Consider the following 16,042-nt stretch of genomic DNA (forward strand, 5'->3'; position numbering starts at 1 on the left):
CAGGCACCCGATTGCCTAGGGCGGGTCGGCCAGCCGCTCCATCCGGGTCCAACCGGACCAGCCCCGTTCGCGCATCAGGTCCCGCATTCGCTCCGCCCGCGGGTCGGTCTCGACGGCGAGCGCGTCCAGCAGGTCAGGCAGATCGCCCTGCGTCTCGTCGTCGAGGACGTCACCGGAACGGTGGGCCTGCTCGGCCAGGGCCGCCATGATGTCGGCGGCCTCCTCCAGCAGCCCGTCCTCGGTCACGTCACTGTCGAAGATCTCCGACAGGACCAGGTAGAGCCGCACCATCCGCGGGTCGTCGAGCTGCGCGAGCTTCGCCGGCATCCACTCGACGAGACGATCGGGCCAGCGGGCCGCGACCAGGATCCACCCGTCCCTCTCCGCCTCCACCATCCGCTTCGACACCCCGAGGTCGCGGAGCCGGTCGAGGTAGGAGACCACCTGCGGGGAGAGCGCCAGACTGTCCCCGGCGGTGAGCTGCGCGATCTGTTTGCGGCTGGTCTCCAGCCGTTCGATCTCGTCGAGCAGATGGCTGTCGATGCCCCGGATCGCCTCGGCGAAGGTCGACGCGTCGGCCTCCAACATCTCCGCGATCCGGGACAGCGGAACGCCGGCGCTGGCGAGGGTACGGATCTTGATGAGGGAGACGACCGTCCTCGCGCCGTACCGCCGGTAACCCGACGCGTCCCGTTCCGGCTCGGGCAGGAGCCCGACCTGGTGGTAGTGCCGCACCGCCCGCACCGTGACACCCGCGTACGCGGCCAGTTGACCGATCGTCAGCATGCTCTGATCCTGCCCCCCAACACCTCGGGATCCGACCCGACCCGGCTCAGGAGATCCGGCGACGGTAGGACACGGTGGCGAACAGATAGGCGACGACGAGGATCCCGACGCACCAGGCGAGGGCGGTCCAGACGCCGGAGCCCACCGGCTGCTCGGTGAACAGGTCCCGGATCGTGTTGACGATGGACGTGACCGGCTGGTTCTCGGCGAAGGCGCGTACCGGGCCGGGCATGGTGTCGGTGGGCACGAAGGCCGAACTGATGAACGGTAGGAACACCAGCGGGTACGAGAACGCGCTCGCGCCGTCGACGGACTTCGCGGTGAGGCCGGGGATCACGGCGATCCACGTCAGCGCCAGGGTGAACAGCATGAGGATGCCGGCCACCGCGAGCCAGGCCAGCACTCCGGCACCCGAGCGGAAACCCATGGCGAGGGCGACGAGGACGACGACGACCAACGAGATCAGGTTGGCGACCAGCGAGGTCAGGACGTGCGCCCACAGCACGGCCGGTCGGGCGATCGGCATGGACTGGAAGCGTTCGAAGATCCCACCCTGCATGTCCAGGAAGAGCCGGAACGCGGTGTAGCTGATGCCCGAGGCGATCGTGATCAGCAGGATGCCGGGCAGCAGGTAGTTAACGTACGAGTCGGTGCCGGTCTCGATCGCGCCGCCGAAGACGTACACGAACAGCAGCATGAAGGCGATCGGCATGACGGCGGTTGTGATGATGGTGTCGGGGCTGCGGGCGATGTGCCGCAGCGAACGACCCAGCAGGACGGTGGTGTCGCCGAGGAAGTGCTTGTTCATCACTGTTCCTTGTCTGCTCTGCTACCGACGTCTGCTCTGCTACCGACGAGGGTGAGGAACACGTCCTCCAGGGTCGGCTGCTTCTCGACGTACTGGACCTCGGCCGGCGGGAGGAGCCGCTTCAACTCGTCGAGGGTGCCGTCGACGATGATCCGGCCCTCGTGCAGGATCGCGATCCGGTCGGCGAGCTGCTCGGCCTCGTCGAGGTACTGGGTCGTGAGCAGCACAGTCGTGCCGCCCGCGGCGAGCTCCCTGACGGCCTGCCACACCTCGAGGCGCGCCTGGGGGTCCAGACCGGTCGTCGGCTCGTCGAGGAAGATGACCGGGGGATTCCCGATGAGGCTCATCGCGATGTCCAGACGACGGCGCATCCCACCGGAGTACGTCGCCACCCGTCGGGCGGCCGCGTCGGTCAGCGAGAAGCGCCTCAGCAGGTTGTCCGCGATGGCGCCGGCATTCTTGAGGTGCCTCAGCCGCGCCACCAGGACGAGGTTCTCCCGCCCGGTGAGGATCTCGTCGACCGCCGCGAACTGGCCGGTGAGACTGACCGACTCGCGTACCGAGGCGGCCTGCGTGGTCACATCGAAGCCGTCGACCCGGGCCGTCCCGGCGTCGGCCCTGAGCAGCGTGGCCAGGATCTTCACCACGGTGGTCTTGCCGGCGCCGTTCGAGCCGAGCAGGGCGAAGATGCTGCCCCGGGCCACGGTGAGGTCCACGCCGCGCAGCACACGCAGCTCCTTGTACGACTTCTCCAGCCCCTGCACGAGGATCGCGGGCTCCGGGCCCGGACTGGTTGTTGGCGGGTTGCTCATGGCAGCCAGCATGGAGGGTTGACGCAGCGTCAAGGTCAAGCCGCTGACGCGGGAATGTCGGTGCCGGACCGCTGCGGGGTCAGCGCCGGCGCAGCGGGCCGGGGTGCACGGACCAGAGCAGCCGCCGCCACCAGGGCCGGGCGGCACGCAACCCGTCCACGTACGCGGTGGCCACCACCCCGGCCCGCTCGGCCTGGGCGGCGGTGGCCGCACCGGGCGCGAAGGCCACCTCGTTGACCAGGGCGGCCAGCTCGTCGACCTCGGGAACACCCGCACCGGACGGTCCGCCGGGAGCCTCGAGCAGGGCTTGCCGCGCCCGCCCGGCCACCTCGGTGGCCGCCAGGTCGTCGCCGACCGGCCGCCCGGCCAGCCGGAGCGCGTCGGTGACCTCCCGCCAGGCGCCGGCGATGCGCTGACCGGGGTCGCCCCGCACGAGCCGGCCGCGGGTGAGGGAGCGGCGCATCGCCACCAGGGCGAGCAGGAGCGCCCCCACCACCAGGACCAGACCACCGCTGCCGCCGGCGACCAGCACCGGCGTGGAAACCCCGCCCCCGCCGGGCGGCCCGTCGGCGGCCGCCACCGGCTCGGGCGACGCCGTCGGCTCCACGGTCGGCGCCGGGGCCTCCGACGGGGGAGGGTCCTCCGGCGTCGGCCGGAAATCCTCCTCCACCGGCCTCGGCTCCTCGTTCGGGCGGGGCAGCGGGTCGAACGGCACCCAACCCAGCCCGTCGAAGAGCACCTCCGGCCAGGCGTACGCGTCACCGGCCCGTACCGTTCCCTGCCCGCCCGACCGGAAGCCCACCACCACCCGGGTCGGCAGCCCGCTCAGCCGGCCGAGCACCGCGAACGCCGCCGCGAACTGCTCCGAGGTGCCCTCCTGCCCGCCGCCGTTGCGGGGGCCGAAGAGGAAGAACCCCAGATTCGGGTACGCGTGCCCGCTCGGCGCGTCGGCCACCACCCGGTAGTGCTCGGCCAGGAACTGCTCGATCGCCGACGCGCGCGCGTACGGGGCGCCGTTCTCCTCGGCGAGCTGGGTGGCGAGCCGCCGCAGCGTGTCGGGTACGCCGTCGGCGACCCGCAGCACCCGGGCCACCTCGTCACCGGCGGGCACGTTCGCGGTGGTCAGCAGGTTGGTGTCCGGCAGTTCCCGGACCGAGGTCACCGTGTAGCGCAGCCCCGGTGCCAGCCCCTCCGGCCGGATCAGCGTCCCGGTCGCCGGGTCGTACGCCACCCGCGCGCCGCTCACCTCGCGGGGCGTCGCCACGGCGGGCAGCAGCCGACCGCTCAGGTCCGCCACGGTGATCTGTTGCCGGACGGTCCGCGCCGTGCCGTCCCTCGCCGGCGCGGTGGCCGGCAGGATCCGCCCCGCGTTGCGGTACGTCGCGCCGACCCGCCAGGTCACCCCGTCGTAGTCGCTGAGCACCGCCAACCGGATCCGCGGGCTGTCGCTGCCGTCACCGGCCGGCGTGGCATCCCCGCCCGGACCGTCCGACGGCAGCGTGCTCACGTCGAGGAGCTTCTGCTCCGGGTGCAACGCCCAACCGGAGATCCGGATCAGCGGGTTCTCGTCGAGGGACTGCACCTGCGGCGGCTCCACGTACCGGCGCGGATCCACCGGTCGGCCGTCGACCTGCGCGGCGACCACCGGGCCGAGCAGCGCCACGAGCCCGACCACCAGGGCCACCCCCAGTGTCGACGTGACGGCGAGGCGCAGCCGCACCGCCGCGCGTACCCCGGGGGTCAGGTCGGCGCTCGGATCGCCGCCGGGCTGCGCCGCGCCCGACGGTACCGCCAGACCGACCGCCGCGACCGCGACGAACGCCAGCGTCGGCCCGACCGCCGGTTCCGCGTTCGGGCCGACCACGTAGAGCGCGGCGGCGTACAGCCCCGCCGCCGGCAGGTAGCCCAGCAGCACCCGACCGGTACGCAGCGCCACCTCCGCGCCGGCCAGCCCGGCCAGCCAGGCGGCGACCACCGGCACCAGCACCGTGTCCGGTGTGGGCTCCACCGGGATCATCGCGGTGAGCAGCCGGGGGATGCCGTTGCGCGCGGCGTCCGAGCTGACCTCCAGCAGGCTGCCCGGCAGGTTGGCGCCGGACGCCGCGAGCCGCAACGACAGCAACGTCCACCCGGCCATCGCGGCCACCGACACCGGCGCCACCAGCCAGGACGGCAGCCGCCGGGCGGCCACGCTGACCAGCACCGACCCGACCGCCGCGCCGACGACCAGCCGGGTCAGCAGGTCACCGGCGTACACCCGACCGAGCACCACCCCGGCGAGCGCGGTCAACCCGATCAGCGCCAGGGGGACCACGGCCGCCCGCAACGCCCGCGCGAGCCACGTCACCACCGGCGTACCCCGTCCCACTCGGCGGCGAACTGCGCGCCGTCGGCCGCGTCGACCACCACCAGGCCAGCCGCGCCCGGCGGCGTCGGCTCGGCCGCGCCGAACACCCCGACCACCACCGACGGGTACGCGCCGCGCAGCGCCCCGACGTGCCCCAGCTCGTCCCGGCCACCGGGCCCGGTCAGCACGACCAGCGTGTCACCGAGCCGGTCCTGGCGCAGCCGGGTGGTGGCCGCGCGCAGCGCGTCACCGTCGCCGGAGAGCTCGACGGCGGCGAGCCGGTCCAACGGTCCGAGCACCCCGTCGCCGTCCCCGCGCCCGGCCGACTCCGGGTCGACCAGCAGCAACAGCACCGGCAGGTCGGCGCGGTGCGCGGCGGTGACGACCGACGCCGCCGCCTCGCAGGCCGACTCGAACGACTCCGCCACACCGTCCACCCGCTGCGGGTGCGCGACCGCCCGGTTGTCCAGCAGGACGACCAGACGCGGCAGGCTGGTGTCCACGTTCTCCCGCACCATCAGCTCACCGACGCGGGCGCTGGTCCGCCAGTGCACCCGGCGCAACTCGTCACCCACCACGTACTCCCGCAACGAGTCGAAGGTGATCGACCCGTGCGGCACCCCGTCGACCCGACCGTCGAGGCTGCGCCCCGCACCGGTCGGCACCGCCGTCAACGGATGGACGCGCGGGTGCACCCACACCGGGGTCGTGCCGCCGTACGGGCGGGCCAACGCCACCAGACCCAACGGGTCGCGCCGCGTCACCCGCAGCGGCCCCACCGGCACCACCCCACGACGCTGGGTCGGCACCTCGTAGCGCACCTCGGTGTCCTGGCCGGGCCGCACCCGCAGCAGCGGCACCGGCACGACCCGCCTGCCGCACCGGTCCTCGGCCAGCAGGTTCGCCGACCGCAGCCGCCCGGTGTTGCGGACGGTCACCGTCATGCTCGCCGGCTCACCCCGCGCCACCCGGTCCGGGTCGGCCCGCCGCGTCACCGTCAGCCGCGGCCGCCAGGCCGCGACCAGCGCCGCGTAGCCGACCGCCGCGCCGGCCGCCGCCCCGAGCAGCGTCAACTCGGGGTACGCGAACCGGAAACCGGCACCCAGCAGGACGACGGCGGCGACGAGCAGCCCGACCCCTCGGGCGGTGATCCCCATACCGCTGCTGCCGGTCAGCCCTGCACCGGAGCCGGTTGCCCCGACGGCAGCGGCACCGGCACCGACGCGATGGCCTGGCGCAGCACCTCCGCAGCGGTCACCCCGCGCACCTGGGCGTCCGGGGTGAGCAGCAGCCGATGCGCGAACACCGCCTCGGCGAGCGCCTTCAGATCCTCCGGCATGATCCAGCCGCGCCCGTCGATCAGCGCGTACGCGCACGCCGCCCGGGTCAACGCGATGACACCCCGGGGACTGACGCCGACCCGCACCTGCGGATGGGTACGCGTGGCGGCGGCCAACCGGACCGCGTACGCGTAGAGCGGCTCGGCGATGTGCACCCGGCGGGCCATCCGGACCATCTCCCCGACCGTGGTCGTGTCGGTGACCGGGGTGAGCGCCTCGGGGGAGCGCACCGTCGCACCACGCAGCACCTCCACCTCGACCGCCTCGTCCGGGTACCCGACGGAGAGCTTCACCAGGAACCGGTCCAACTGCGCCTCGGGCAGCCGGTAGGTGCCGTCCATCTCCACCGGGTTCTGGGTGGCCACCACGAGGAACGGCGACGGCACCGGATGCCGGACACCGTCCACGGTGACCGTCCGTTCCTCCATCACCTCCAGCAGCGCCGACTGGGTCTTCGGCGACGCCCGGTTGATCTCGTCGGCGATGACGATGTTGGCGAAGACCGGCCCCGGGTGGAACTCGAAGTCCCTGCTCGCCTGGTTGAAGATCGTCACACCGGACACGTCCGAGGGGAGCAGGTCGGGAGTGAACTGGATGCGACGCCACTCACCCTTCACGGTGGCGGCGATGGCCCGCGCCAGGGTCGTCTTACCGACCCCGGGCACGTCCTCCAGCAGCACGTGCCCCTGGGCGAACAGCGCCGTCAACGCCAGCCGCACCACCTGCGGCTTGCCGAGCACCACCGCGTTGACGTTCTCGGCCAGCCGGGCGGCCAGGGCGGCGAAGCCCTGCACCTCCGGCTGGGTGAGCGGCTCGTGGATGTTCACGGTCGGCGGTGCTCCTTGCCTGGTGGTTCAGCAGGTGGGCAGGACGTTGATGTTGTCGCCGCCCTCCAGGTTGAGCCAGGCCCAGGGAATGTAGTTCTTCCCGCTGTACTCGACCTGCACCCACCAGGTGCTCTGCTTCTGGTTGTTGTAGATCCACGAGTCGACGTTCTCGCCGGACTTCTTGCAGTACGCCTTGAGCCGGGTGCCGGGCTTCGCCCAACCGGCCTGCTGGTCGTTGTCCTGACGGGTGACCTTGAAGATCTCGTTGCCGTTGCGGCCGTCGACGTCCCTGTTGCAGTAGGTGCGCTGGTCGCCGTCCGGGCCGTTGTTGCACGTCGCGATCCCGTACAGCGGCGCCGTCTGCTGCGCCCGGGCGGCCGTGCCCTTACCGGCGGCGTTGCTCGCCGTCACCGTGAACGTGTACTTCGTGCCCGGCGTCAACCCCGGCACCGTGATGCTGGAACACGGCCCGGCCTTCGCCGGCTCACCCGGCGTACTCACCGAGCAGGTGGCCCGTCCGCCGCCCGCGTCCACGGTGAACGTCACGGTCGCCGAGGTCGCGGTCGCCGACGAGCCGGTCACCGTGACCCGCGGCTCGGCGACCGTACGCGCCGTCGTGGTGGCCTCCGGGCCGGCCCCCGCCTCGTTGACCGCCTTCACCTTCACCGCGACGTTCTGGCCGTTGCCCAGCCCGGTGACCGTGGCACTGGTGTCCGTCGCCTCGCTGACCCGCCCACCGACGTCCACCAGGTACTTCGTCACCGGCCGGCCGTTCGCCTCGGCAGGCGCCCACTGCACGCTCACCGCGCCCGGCTGGTCGGCGACCGTACCGGCGCGCAGGTCGAGCGGCTTGCCCGGGGCCGCGAACGGCACCACCGTGTTGCTCACCGGTGAGGCCGCCGAACCGGCCCCCTTGCTGTTGACCGCCACCACCGCGAACGCGTACTGGGTGCCGAACTCCAACTCCCCGGCGGGCACCACCAGCTCGGTCTTCGTGGACTCACCGGCCGGCGCGTTCGTACCCGCCGAGCTGGCCGTCACCGCGTACTTCGCGATCTTGTTGCCCTGCCCGTTCGCCGCCGGCCACCGCACCAGGACCGTGCCGTCGGGTCGCGCCTGCGCGGTGACGCTCGCCGGCGGATCGGGCACGGCCGCGGTCGGGGTCACCGGATTGCTGCTGCGCGAGGGACCCGCACCCTTGGCGTTGACGGCGTGCACCGCGAACCGGTACGTCGCACCGTTGGTCAGGCCCTTGACCTCCACCGCACGCTGGTTGGCGCCCACCTCCAGGCGCTGGCCGGCGCCCTCCACCACATACCTCATGATCTCGGCGCCGTTCGCGGCGGCCGGCCGCCAGCTCACCCGGGCCTGGGCGTTGCCGGCGGCGGCGGTGACACTGCGCGGCGCGCTCGGCTTACCCACCCGGGGCTTCTTCGGCGGTGGCGGCGGCGGAGGAACCGGCGGCGAGTCACCGCCGAGCACGTCGTTGGCGTACTTGTCGACCTCGCGCACCTGATGCTTGTCGTCCACCACCCGGGCGGTCGCCGCGTCGGGGGAGTTGATGAACAGGTGGTTCTCGCGGACCTCCAGCTCCAACGGGCCGTTCGCCCGGCCACGGATGGTGTCGACCAACTGGCCGCCCGCGTCGAAGGAGTAGATCGTGCCGATGGCCTCGTCGGCGCAGTAGAACCTGTCCGCCCACGCCACCGCCGGGCTGAGCCGCTCACCACTGCCCGGGACCGTGAACGCCCGCTCCTGCCCACCGTCACCCACCACCAGCACCCGCCGCTCCCCGGTCACGGTGACCGGGACGCGCGGCCCACTGGTGCGCGCGGGCAGCGCCGCCGGCCCGGAGAGCGTCAACGGCGTGGGGTGCACCTCACCACGCTGCACCCGCACCAGCTTGCCCGCCGTACGGTCGAGCACCGCCACCCCGTCGTCCAGGGTGGAGATCACCAGCTCGTGGCTGGCCTCCGCGACGTCGTACGTCTCGACCCGCTCCGGGCTGAGCCCACCACCGGCGGGCGGGCCCGACGCTGGCGCGGACGGCAGCTTCGCCGGGCTCACCGCCGACACGGTGCCCTCGCTGGGCACCGCGATCCACAGTCGCCCCTCGCCGTCGAACGTGCCACCGGTGATGCCCGGCGGGTAGCGCACCGGCTCGCCGACCGGCGTCAGGGAGCGCGGATCGAGCTGCCGGACGATGCCCTGCACGGCGTCGACGACGAACGCCGCGTCCTCGTGCAGGGCGACACTCACGCCGAGGCCCGGCGTGGTCGGTGTGGTCGCGGTGAGTTGCAGGGTGGCCAGGTCCAGAGAACTGACCTGCCCGCTCTGCAGGTCACGCAGGATGAGCAGCCGATCGGTCTGGGTGACCTGCATCGGGTGCCGGCGCGCACCGGCGACCTCGGTGCGGGTGTCGACCCGGGCGGTGACCCCGTTGACCCGGGCCAGCTCGCTGCGCGCCGCACTCCACAACCAGGAACTCGCGTCGTAGTTCGCCACCGCGTTGTCCGCCGCCCCCAACCCGAGGACGGTCAACCCCATGGCCGCCAGCAGCGCCGTCACCGTGCCGACTGTCACCAGCCCACCGCGCAGCCGGGACCGTGAGCGGGGGGCGTCGGTCCGCATGGCGTCGTCGATGCTGGCCACAGCCGGCTGCCTCCCCTGAGTCGTGGCAGGTGGCGCGCCTCGCGGCAACCCCTCCCCTGAGCCGGCTGCCATCATATGGCCCGGCCGGGGCGGGGGGAACCCGCACCGTCACCCCTGTGGATACCCAGCGTGTGCGTTGTGGACGACCAGGTCAGCTCGGACGCGGGCGGTCAGCTCCGCGGGGTGGAGCGTTCCCGCGCCGTGCAGACCTGGCCCGAGGTCGCGAAGTTGTCAGTGGAGTAGACCGCCAACACCGTGAAGCAGTAGTCCACCCGAGGGCTCAACCCGTTGACCGTGTAGCTGGTCCGGCCCGGGTCCACCGTGGCCATCACGCCCAACGCCGACCCGGCCCGACCGCCGGCCACCATGAACGGCACCGCCCCACCGGTCGGATCCGTCCAGCTCAACGTGATCGTGACCGAGTCGTCGCGCAACTTCAGGTCACCCGGCGGCGGCCCGGCCGCCGTCACCGCGACCGTCGGCGTGGGAACGGCGGTCCCGGCCGGCGGCGGGTCGTCGCGGGTCAACACCACCGCACCCAGGCCCACCAGCGCCACCGCGGCCACCCCGCTCGCCACGACCGCGCCGATCAGCGTCGCCCGGTTCCGGCCCGTCGACCCGTCGCCGTGCGCCTGCGGGTACTGCCCCGGCTGGTACGGATACGGCTGCTGGACGGGGTACGGGTGGCGCTCGGCCGGCGCGTCCGCCCGGAGGTCGCCCCCGGGCGGGCCGCTGCTCACCGGCTGGACAGCCGACATCACCACAGTCGCGTCGGACATCGCCACGTCGGTCAAGTGAGGTGGGGTCACGTTCCCGTCGGCTGGTCCGGCCGGCTCACCGCTCACCGGGGACTGCGCCTGCGACGCGGTGCCGCTGCCGCGCCACGACGGTGCGGTCAACCCCCACGGAGGTACGGGCGGCGCGCTCACCGGCGGCGCGGAGACCGGGTGGCGGTACGGCGGCCCGGAGGTGGGGTGGGCCTGTGCGGGTGGTGCGGAGGCGGGGTGGGCCGGTGGCCCGGAGACCGGATGGGCGGGGTAGGGCGGCCCGGAGACGGGGTGGGGGTGCGCCGGTGGACCGGACGCCGGGTGGGCTGGTGACCCCGACGTCGGCTGCGGGACGGCGGACGGGGTGCCGACCGTGGGGGAGGGCGCTCCGCCGGTCGGCTGCGCCAGCCCGGTGCCGCGCCGCGCCCGGTCGGCTTCGCTTCCGCTGACGGATCCGCTCGTGCCGTCGGGCGTGCTCGCTCCGTCCGGGCTGACCGCAGTGCGGGCGGCCTCCTCGGCGAGCAGCGGTTCGATCTGCCGTACCTGGACCGTCGGGTTGTCCCAGCGGGGCGCCGGTTCCGTCGGTACGGGTGCCGGCGGGGTCGACGGTTTGGGTGGCACCACGGCGGCCGGGCGGGGCGCCGGTTCCCCGACGCGTGGGCGTGGCGGGACGGCCGGCCCGGACGGCCGGTGCTGCGTCGGCTGGCCCCCGACCTGGTCTGGAACTGCCGGGCCGACCGCTGGCCGCGTGGACGCGCTTTCGGGACCGCGTTGCCGTGGCGGCAGCCCGGGTGCGGTGTGCCGCTGCGGGACAGGGGCGGACCGCAGCTGCGCCGCAACGGTGGGCTGGCTTGGCGCGGGGGTCTGCGCCGGGGCGGTGGGCTGGGCTGGCGCGGTGGGCTGGGCCGGGGCGGTGGTGTGCGCTCGGACGGTGGGCTGCGCCGGGGTGGTGGGCCGCGCCGACGCGGGGGTGGTGGTCTGCGGAGGTGCGGTGGGCTGCGTCGAGGCGGGCGTCGGCCGGACGGGTGCTGGTGTCGGCGGTGCGGTTGCGCCGGGACGCGCGGCGGGCACGGTGGGTGCGCGTACCCCCTGAGGTGTTGGCGCGGACGTGGCCGCCGGCTGCGGGGGAGCCCACGGTGCCGCGGACGCCGGGGTGCCGCCCGCCGTCGGCCGCATCGCGGCCAAGGTCGCCAGGGAGAGCGTCGGGCCCGAGAGCGCCGACTGGCCGCCCGCCTCCACCGGGACCCCGCTCGCCGCCGCCGGCCGGCCGGGCGCGGCGTCGCCCAGGTAGGCGCGGGCGGCCCGCACGACGGGGTGATGCTCACCGAGCGCGGCGGGCCCGGCGGTGGCGACACGGGTGTAGTTGCGGCGCGCCTCGTGCCGGTTGCCCAGTTCCTCCGCCACCTCGGCCAGCTCGAAGGCGAGGGCGAGCAGCATCGGGTCCGAGTGCTCCCACCGCCGCTCACCCGCCGCGAACGCCTCCTCCAACACCCGGCGGGCCGCGAGCGGGTCGTCCGCCTCACGGTGCAGGCGGGCCAGCAGATGCCCGGTGTGCAGCATCTCCGGGTGGTCCTCGCCGAACATCGGGCGCGCCGATTCGACGGCCTCAGCCAGCAACTGCCGGGCGGTGCTCAGATCGCCCGCGGCACGCACGGCGAGGGCCCGGTGCTGGGCGGCTGCCAGGGGAGAGGGTTGGGGCACGAGCCAATGCTGCCGGCAGAGGGCGGCCGACCGCTACCCGGACACGCCTGCGGTCGGCGTCGGCGGCTTGATGAGGCCCTCTGAGCAGCGGCGGGAGCGGTCAGGCGAGACGGTTGTATGGCGATGTGCATGATCCACGAGCGCCGTGTACAGTAACTCCCCGTGCGGCCCGCTGGGCCGGCCCTCCGATGCAAAGATCATCTGGGTCGGCGAGGTAGGCTGAACGTGTAGGTCCGGGTGGCGGAATGGCAGACGCGCTAGCTTGAGGTGCTAGTGCCCGTATAGGGCGTGGGGGTTCAAGTCCCCCCTCGGACACATCATTACCACATATCGATCATGGTCCGCGCAGGGTGCCCTGCGCGGATTTTTCTGTGGTTGGTGTGCAGTGTTCCTGGTCGCAGACGATGGTGATCTTGCTGCTGCGCAGGAGCGTGACCAGGTCGTGTGGGCTCTGGATGGCGCTGGCGAGGCGGGGATGGTCGGCGAGTCTCGCGATGATGTGGTCTTCTCTGAGGTAGAGGATCTTGCGCCGGTGATTAGAGGGCTGTTGGGTGCTGGTGTGGCCGTGGCGGCATCGGTAGCCGGGGCGTTGGTTGATCCAGTGAGATTCCAATCTTCGGCCGCATGGTCCGCAGCGCAGTAGGCCGGTGAAGAGGTAGTGGCGGGTGGTGCCGTCGTGGGTGCTGCGGTGGGAGCGGATGGTTTGGGCGGCGACGAAGTCCTGTTCGCTGACCAGCGCGGTGTGGGCCTGTTGCTTGGAGACCACCCAGTCCACGGTGGGGTTCCGTCGGATCGGTTCTCGCGCCGAGCGGCTAGCGTCGGCGTCGTTGTGCGCGGGTTGCCGGTTCCAGACCTGCCGACCCGTGTAGCGAGGGTTGGCGAGTATCGCCGCGACTGTTCGTAGGGTCCACCGGTCGCCACTGCGGTGTGGATTGCGGTCGGGATCGATGCCCGATGGGGGCGGTATCCCGGCATCGTTGAGGGCGCGCGCCATGCTGGCGAGGCTCTGGCCAGCCAGGCGTTGAGCGAACATCCACCGCACGTGTACGGCCGTGGCCGGATCCGGTTCGAGGCGTTGAAGCCGGCGACCCCAGCGCGCCTGCGCGGCGTTCGGATGAGGGCCAGCGTCGGTGAGTCGGTATCCGTAGGGCGGCCGGCCTCCGAGATACCGTCCCTGCTCCCGAGCTTGGGCCCGCATCGCCGTGACGACCCGGAACCGGGCGCGCTGCACCTCACGTTTCGACTGGGTGCCCAGCATCATGATCAGCGCCTGGTGGGTCGGGTTGTGGTGATCGACAGGCCCGTCCGTCTCGGGCAGCCACAGCTGCACAGCGTGCTGTTCGAGCACGGGAGTCAGGTGCTGCAGCTGATTGGCGGAGAACGCCCGCTCGTACTCGCCGACCACAATCGCGTCGAACCCGCGATCTGGATCGTCGAGCGCGGCCAGCAGCGCGGCGGCCTGCGGACGCTGCCGCCAACCGCGGCGTCGAGAGCAGCCGACGTCGAAAAACTCGGCGACGATCACCCCGTGAGCGGCGACGAGCTCAGTGGCGCAGTCCCGTTGCCAGTGCCGGGACGTCACCCGGTCCTGGTGCTCGACGGTCGACATCCGACCGTAGAACGCAAACCGCAGACCACGCCGCCGTTCGGTAGGCAGCTGCGGGCCGGCCTGCGGCTGCCCGTTGAGCCATCGAGTCAGGGGATCCTCGAGATCGTCACGCTGGTTATCCGACACGCCGATATTCCTACGAAGGATCTTCACAGTCGAGTCGGACAAGCAGTCCGCTGGCGCTGGTCGAAGGACCGTCAGGCCGGCGTCGGTGGCAGTCAGTTTGTGCACTTTGTTGGCATACCGAACATCCGCTCGACCGCCGGGACAATGCGTGATGCGCCGTTAGCGGCTTATCCGCGCACGTCAGCCGGCGGTGCGCGAGCTCACCACCCGACCAAAAGATGTGATCGTCTGGCGTGCCAACCATGAGCAAAATTACGCCAGAGGGGTCTGAACGGCAGCCTGGAGCGCGAGGAGCCTTCTGTTTTCGCAACTGGCCTACCTGGTGCAGCCCGTGATCGTCCCGCGCGCGGCTTACCACCAGCCGCCATGCGGGCTTCCTAGTCGATGGCGTGACAGTTAAGCTACACAACGTCAAGTCCCCCGCCAGACGCCAGGTGAGCCGCCACCATGGACCTCATATCTCAGTTCATCGCTAGGTACACCAAAGAATACGACTTCTACGACCAGGCTGGACGCCTCGCGGCCAGGGAGCTTGAGGCCACCCTGCAGGCTGCGGGCATTAGATCCCTGGTGACCTATCGCGCCAAGTCCATTGCCCGCCTGCGCGACAAGTGCCTCAAGCGCGAGCAGCAAAATCCTTATACAACAGTAGACGAGATTTTTGACGATATCGTCGATCTTGTTGGCATCCGCGTCGCACTTTACTTCCCGGCCGAGCACAAGCAGGTTGACGGGATCGTGAACAGACTGTTTGCGGTGTTCAAGATGAAGCACTTTCCAGACGATGCCGAGCCGCGTAAAGACAAACGCTTCAGCGGATATGCTGCCACCCATTACCGGGTGCAGCTCAAAGAACAGGACTTAGGCGACACCGAAAAGCGCTACGCCATTGCCAAGATCGAGATTCAAGTTGCATCAGTGCTCATGCACGCATGGTCGGAGGTGGAGCACGATCTTGTGTACAAGCCCCTCGCAGGCGAACTGTCCGAGGATGAGCTCGCTATTCTCGATCAGCTCAACGGTCTAGTGCTTGCAGGTGAAATCGCCCTGGAGCGGCTGCAAAAAGCAGGCGAGCGTCGGGTTGCACATAGCGGCCGGACGTTTGTCAACCATTATGACTTGGCGGTACACCTGCTTAGCAGGGTACCGTCACGTTTAGATCAGCCTGTCAACGAGGAAGGGCTCGGGCGCGTTGATCTGCTCTTTGACTTAATAACCCGACTGCAATTGGACACCCCCGACAAGCTCCTGCCGTATCTGGAGGCGCTGGACGACGACCTAGAACGCCGTCCCCTGGCACAACAGGTTATTGACGCGATGCTTGCCGAAGACCCATCGCGCTATGAGCTGTTTGCCAGGCTGCGCGAACGACGGCAGGGCACCCTTTTGAACTCAATCGCGGGGTGGGAGGACACCGCTACCCACATGGGTGCGTTCCTTATGTACTGGGTTGAGTTTGAGAAGCTGTTAAGAAGCAGCGGTGTGATGCGCGGGCGCAGCAAATATATGCTGCCCAGGGGCCACGACTTGCTTGAAGCAGGCTTACTCCCCCCTAAGATGGCGATGGAGTATGACCGGATCCGCCAGTTGCGGAACCGCCTGGTGCACGGCTTGGAGCCGCCATCCAAGATGGATGTCACCGACTCAGTGCAGCGCCTGAAGGAGGTAGCCGCTGAGATCCTGCGGCGACTCAAGCGTCGCAGCAACAGTGATGCCGATTACCGCGAGGAAGAATAGCCGGGTTAGGCGACAATAGCAGTCGGTTGCACAATACAGGGTACTGAATCCAGGGTCGCGGCAATAGTGGTTCTAGTTGTTGGCCGCGCGACGGCTGGTATAGGCGATGCGGTCGGTAATGGCCGCGGCAAGAGCCCGTAGGCCAGTTCATCGTGCTGCCCGCCGCAGCGATATCGGCGAGCCTGTTGCTGATGTGTCGGACGATCTCCAGCGCATATTCACCGATCAGTTGAACGACGAACGGAGCGATGCACTCTTCGGCAAGGGGCAGAAGTCCTATCGACCTGCCTTCGGCGGACGTGGCCGTCGTGATGCCTGGTGTAGACGCAGTGCAGCCACGGTCTGCTGGACCGTCGTTAACCGTCGGTGCGTCTCGGCGGCGGGTTCGTGGCGTAGACTCGGACGCCGCTTCGTCTGGCGGGATGACGTGATCACTAACGCCGATCGGACCTAGGTAGCAGCGAGCTAAGCGCTCCTACGCTGCTGCATGGCATAGGCTCAGGCCGCAGCCTCACCAGCGCGGACTTGTA

9 protein-coding genes, 1 tRNA gene and 1 pseudogene are annotated in these 16,042 nt (G+C 71.1%); 2 read left to right on the forward strand and 9 right to left on the reverse strand.

The features are described from left to right. Positions 1-15: 15 nt before the first annotated feature. The 8 genes and pseudogenes from ABZS77_RS16290 to ABZS77_RS16325 form a co-directional block, all read right to left on the reverse strand. Positions 16-786, reverse strand: coding sequence for a MerR family transcriptional regulator (locus ABZS77_RS16290; protein ID WP_354823223.1), 771 nt, complete (start codon positions 784-786; stop codon positions 16-18). Between the two features lie 46 nt (positions 787-832). Beyond that, positions 833-1,594 carry an ABC transporter permease gene (locus ABZS77_RS16295; RefSeq protein ID WP_354823225.1) on the reverse strand — a complete coding sequence of 254 codons (762 nt, stop codon included), beginning with the start codon at positions 1,592-1,594 and terminating at the stop codon, positions 833-835. Then, positions 1,594-2,406 (reverse strand): ATP-binding cassette domain-containing protein, encoded by an 813-nt coding sequence (locus tag ABZS77_RS16300; RefSeq protein WP_354823342.1) that lies wholly within the window; start codon positions 2,404-2,406, stop codon positions 1,594-1,596. The genes ABZS77_RS16295 and ABZS77_RS16300 overlap by 1 nt, the downstream gene beginning before the upstream one ends. A gap of 45 nt (positions 2,407-2,451) precedes the next feature. After that, positions 2,452-4,756: pseudogene (locus ABZS77_RS16305) on the reverse strand (transglutaminaseTgpA domain-containing protein); the annotation flags it as partial. Continuing rightward, positions 4,750-5,910, reverse strand: coding sequence for a DUF58 domain-containing protein (locus ABZS77_RS16310; RefSeq protein WP_354823227.1), 1,161 nt, complete (start codon positions 5,908-5,910; stop codon positions 4,750-4,752). The gene ABZS77_RS16310 and the pseudogene ABZS77_RS16305, both read right to left, overlap by 7 nt. A gap of 14 nt (positions 5,911-5,924) precedes the next feature. Further along, positions 5,925-6,920 (reverse strand): MoxR family ATPase, encoded by a 996-nt coding sequence (locus ABZS77_RS16315; protein WP_354823228.1) that lies wholly within the window; start codon positions 6,918-6,920, stop codon positions 5,925-5,927. A gap of 27 nt (positions 6,921-6,947) precedes the next feature. Continuing rightward, positions 6,948-9,551 carry a fibronectin type III domain-containing protein gene (locus ABZS77_RS16320; protein ID WP_354823344.1) on the reverse strand — a complete coding sequence of 868 codons (2,604 nt, stop codon included), beginning with the start codon at positions 9,549-9,551 and terminating at the stop codon, positions 6,948-6,950. A 191-nt stretch (positions 9,552-9,742) separates the two neighbouring features. Beyond that, positions 9,743-12,040: a tetratricopeptide repeat protein gene (locus ABZS77_RS16325; RefSeq protein WP_354823230.1), complete on the reverse strand. Its 2,298-nt coding sequence runs from the start codon at positions 12,038-12,040 to the stop codon at positions 9,743-9,745. A 231-nt stretch (positions 12,041-12,271) separates the two neighbouring features. Between ABZS77_RS16325 and ABZS77_RS16330 the strand changes: the two genes are divergently transcribed. Continuing rightward, positions 12,272-12,355: transfer RNA gene (locus ABZS77_RS16330), tRNA-Leu, on the forward strand. A 19-nt stretch (positions 12,356-12,374) separates the two neighbouring features. On the opposite strand, the gene ABZS77_RS16335 is transcribed toward ABZS77_RS16330, so the two are convergent. Further along, positions 12,375-13,775, reverse strand: coding sequence for a recombinase family protein (locus ABZS77_RS16335; protein WP_354823232.1), 1,401 nt, complete (start codon positions 13,773-13,775; stop codon positions 12,375-12,377). Between the two features lie 447 nt (positions 13,776-14,222). On the opposite strand from ABZS77_RS16335, the gene ABZS77_RS16340 reads away from it, so the two are divergent. Then, positions 14,223-15,512 carry a RelA/SpoT domain-containing protein gene (locus tag ABZS77_RS16340; protein ID WP_354823234.1) on the forward strand — a complete coding sequence of 430 codons (1,290 nt, stop codon included), beginning with the start codon at positions 14,223-14,225 and terminating at the stop codon, positions 15,510-15,512. Positions 15,513-16,042: the final 530 nt, after the last annotated feature.

It is taken from the genome of Micromonospora sp. NPDC005298, assembly GCF_040607375.1.
In the GTDB taxonomy this organism is placed as follows: Bacteria; Actinomycetota; Actinomycetes; order Mycobacteriales; family Micromonosporaceae; genus Micromonospora.

Excerpts from the sequence above, each read along its gene's own strand:
- ABZS77_RS16290 (WP_354823223.1), bottom strand. The coding sequence starts at position 786 with ATGCTGACGATCGGTCAACTGGCCGCGTACGCGGGTGTCACGGTGCGG.
- ABZS77_RS16295 (WP_354823225.1), bottom strand. The coding sequence starts at position 1,594 with ATGAACAAGCACTTCCTCGGCGACACCACCGTCCTGCTGGGTCGTTCG.
- ABZS77_RS16300 (WP_354823342.1), bottom strand. The coding sequence starts at position 2,406 with ATGAGCAACCCGCCAACAACCAGTCCGGGCCCGGAGCCCGCGATCCTC.
- ABZS77_RS16310 (WP_354823227.1), bottom strand. The coding sequence starts at position 5,910 with ATGGGGATCACCGCCCGAGGGGTCGGGCTGCTCGTCGCCGCCGTCGTC.
- ABZS77_RS16320 (WP_354823344.1), bottom strand. The coding sequence starts at position 9,551 with ATGCGGACCGACGCCCCCCGCTCACGGTCCCGGCTGCGCGGTGGGCTG.
- ABZS77_RS16340 (WP_354823234.1), top strand. The coding sequence starts at position 14,223 with ATGGACCTCATATCTCAGTTCATCGCTAGGTACACCAAAGAATACGAC.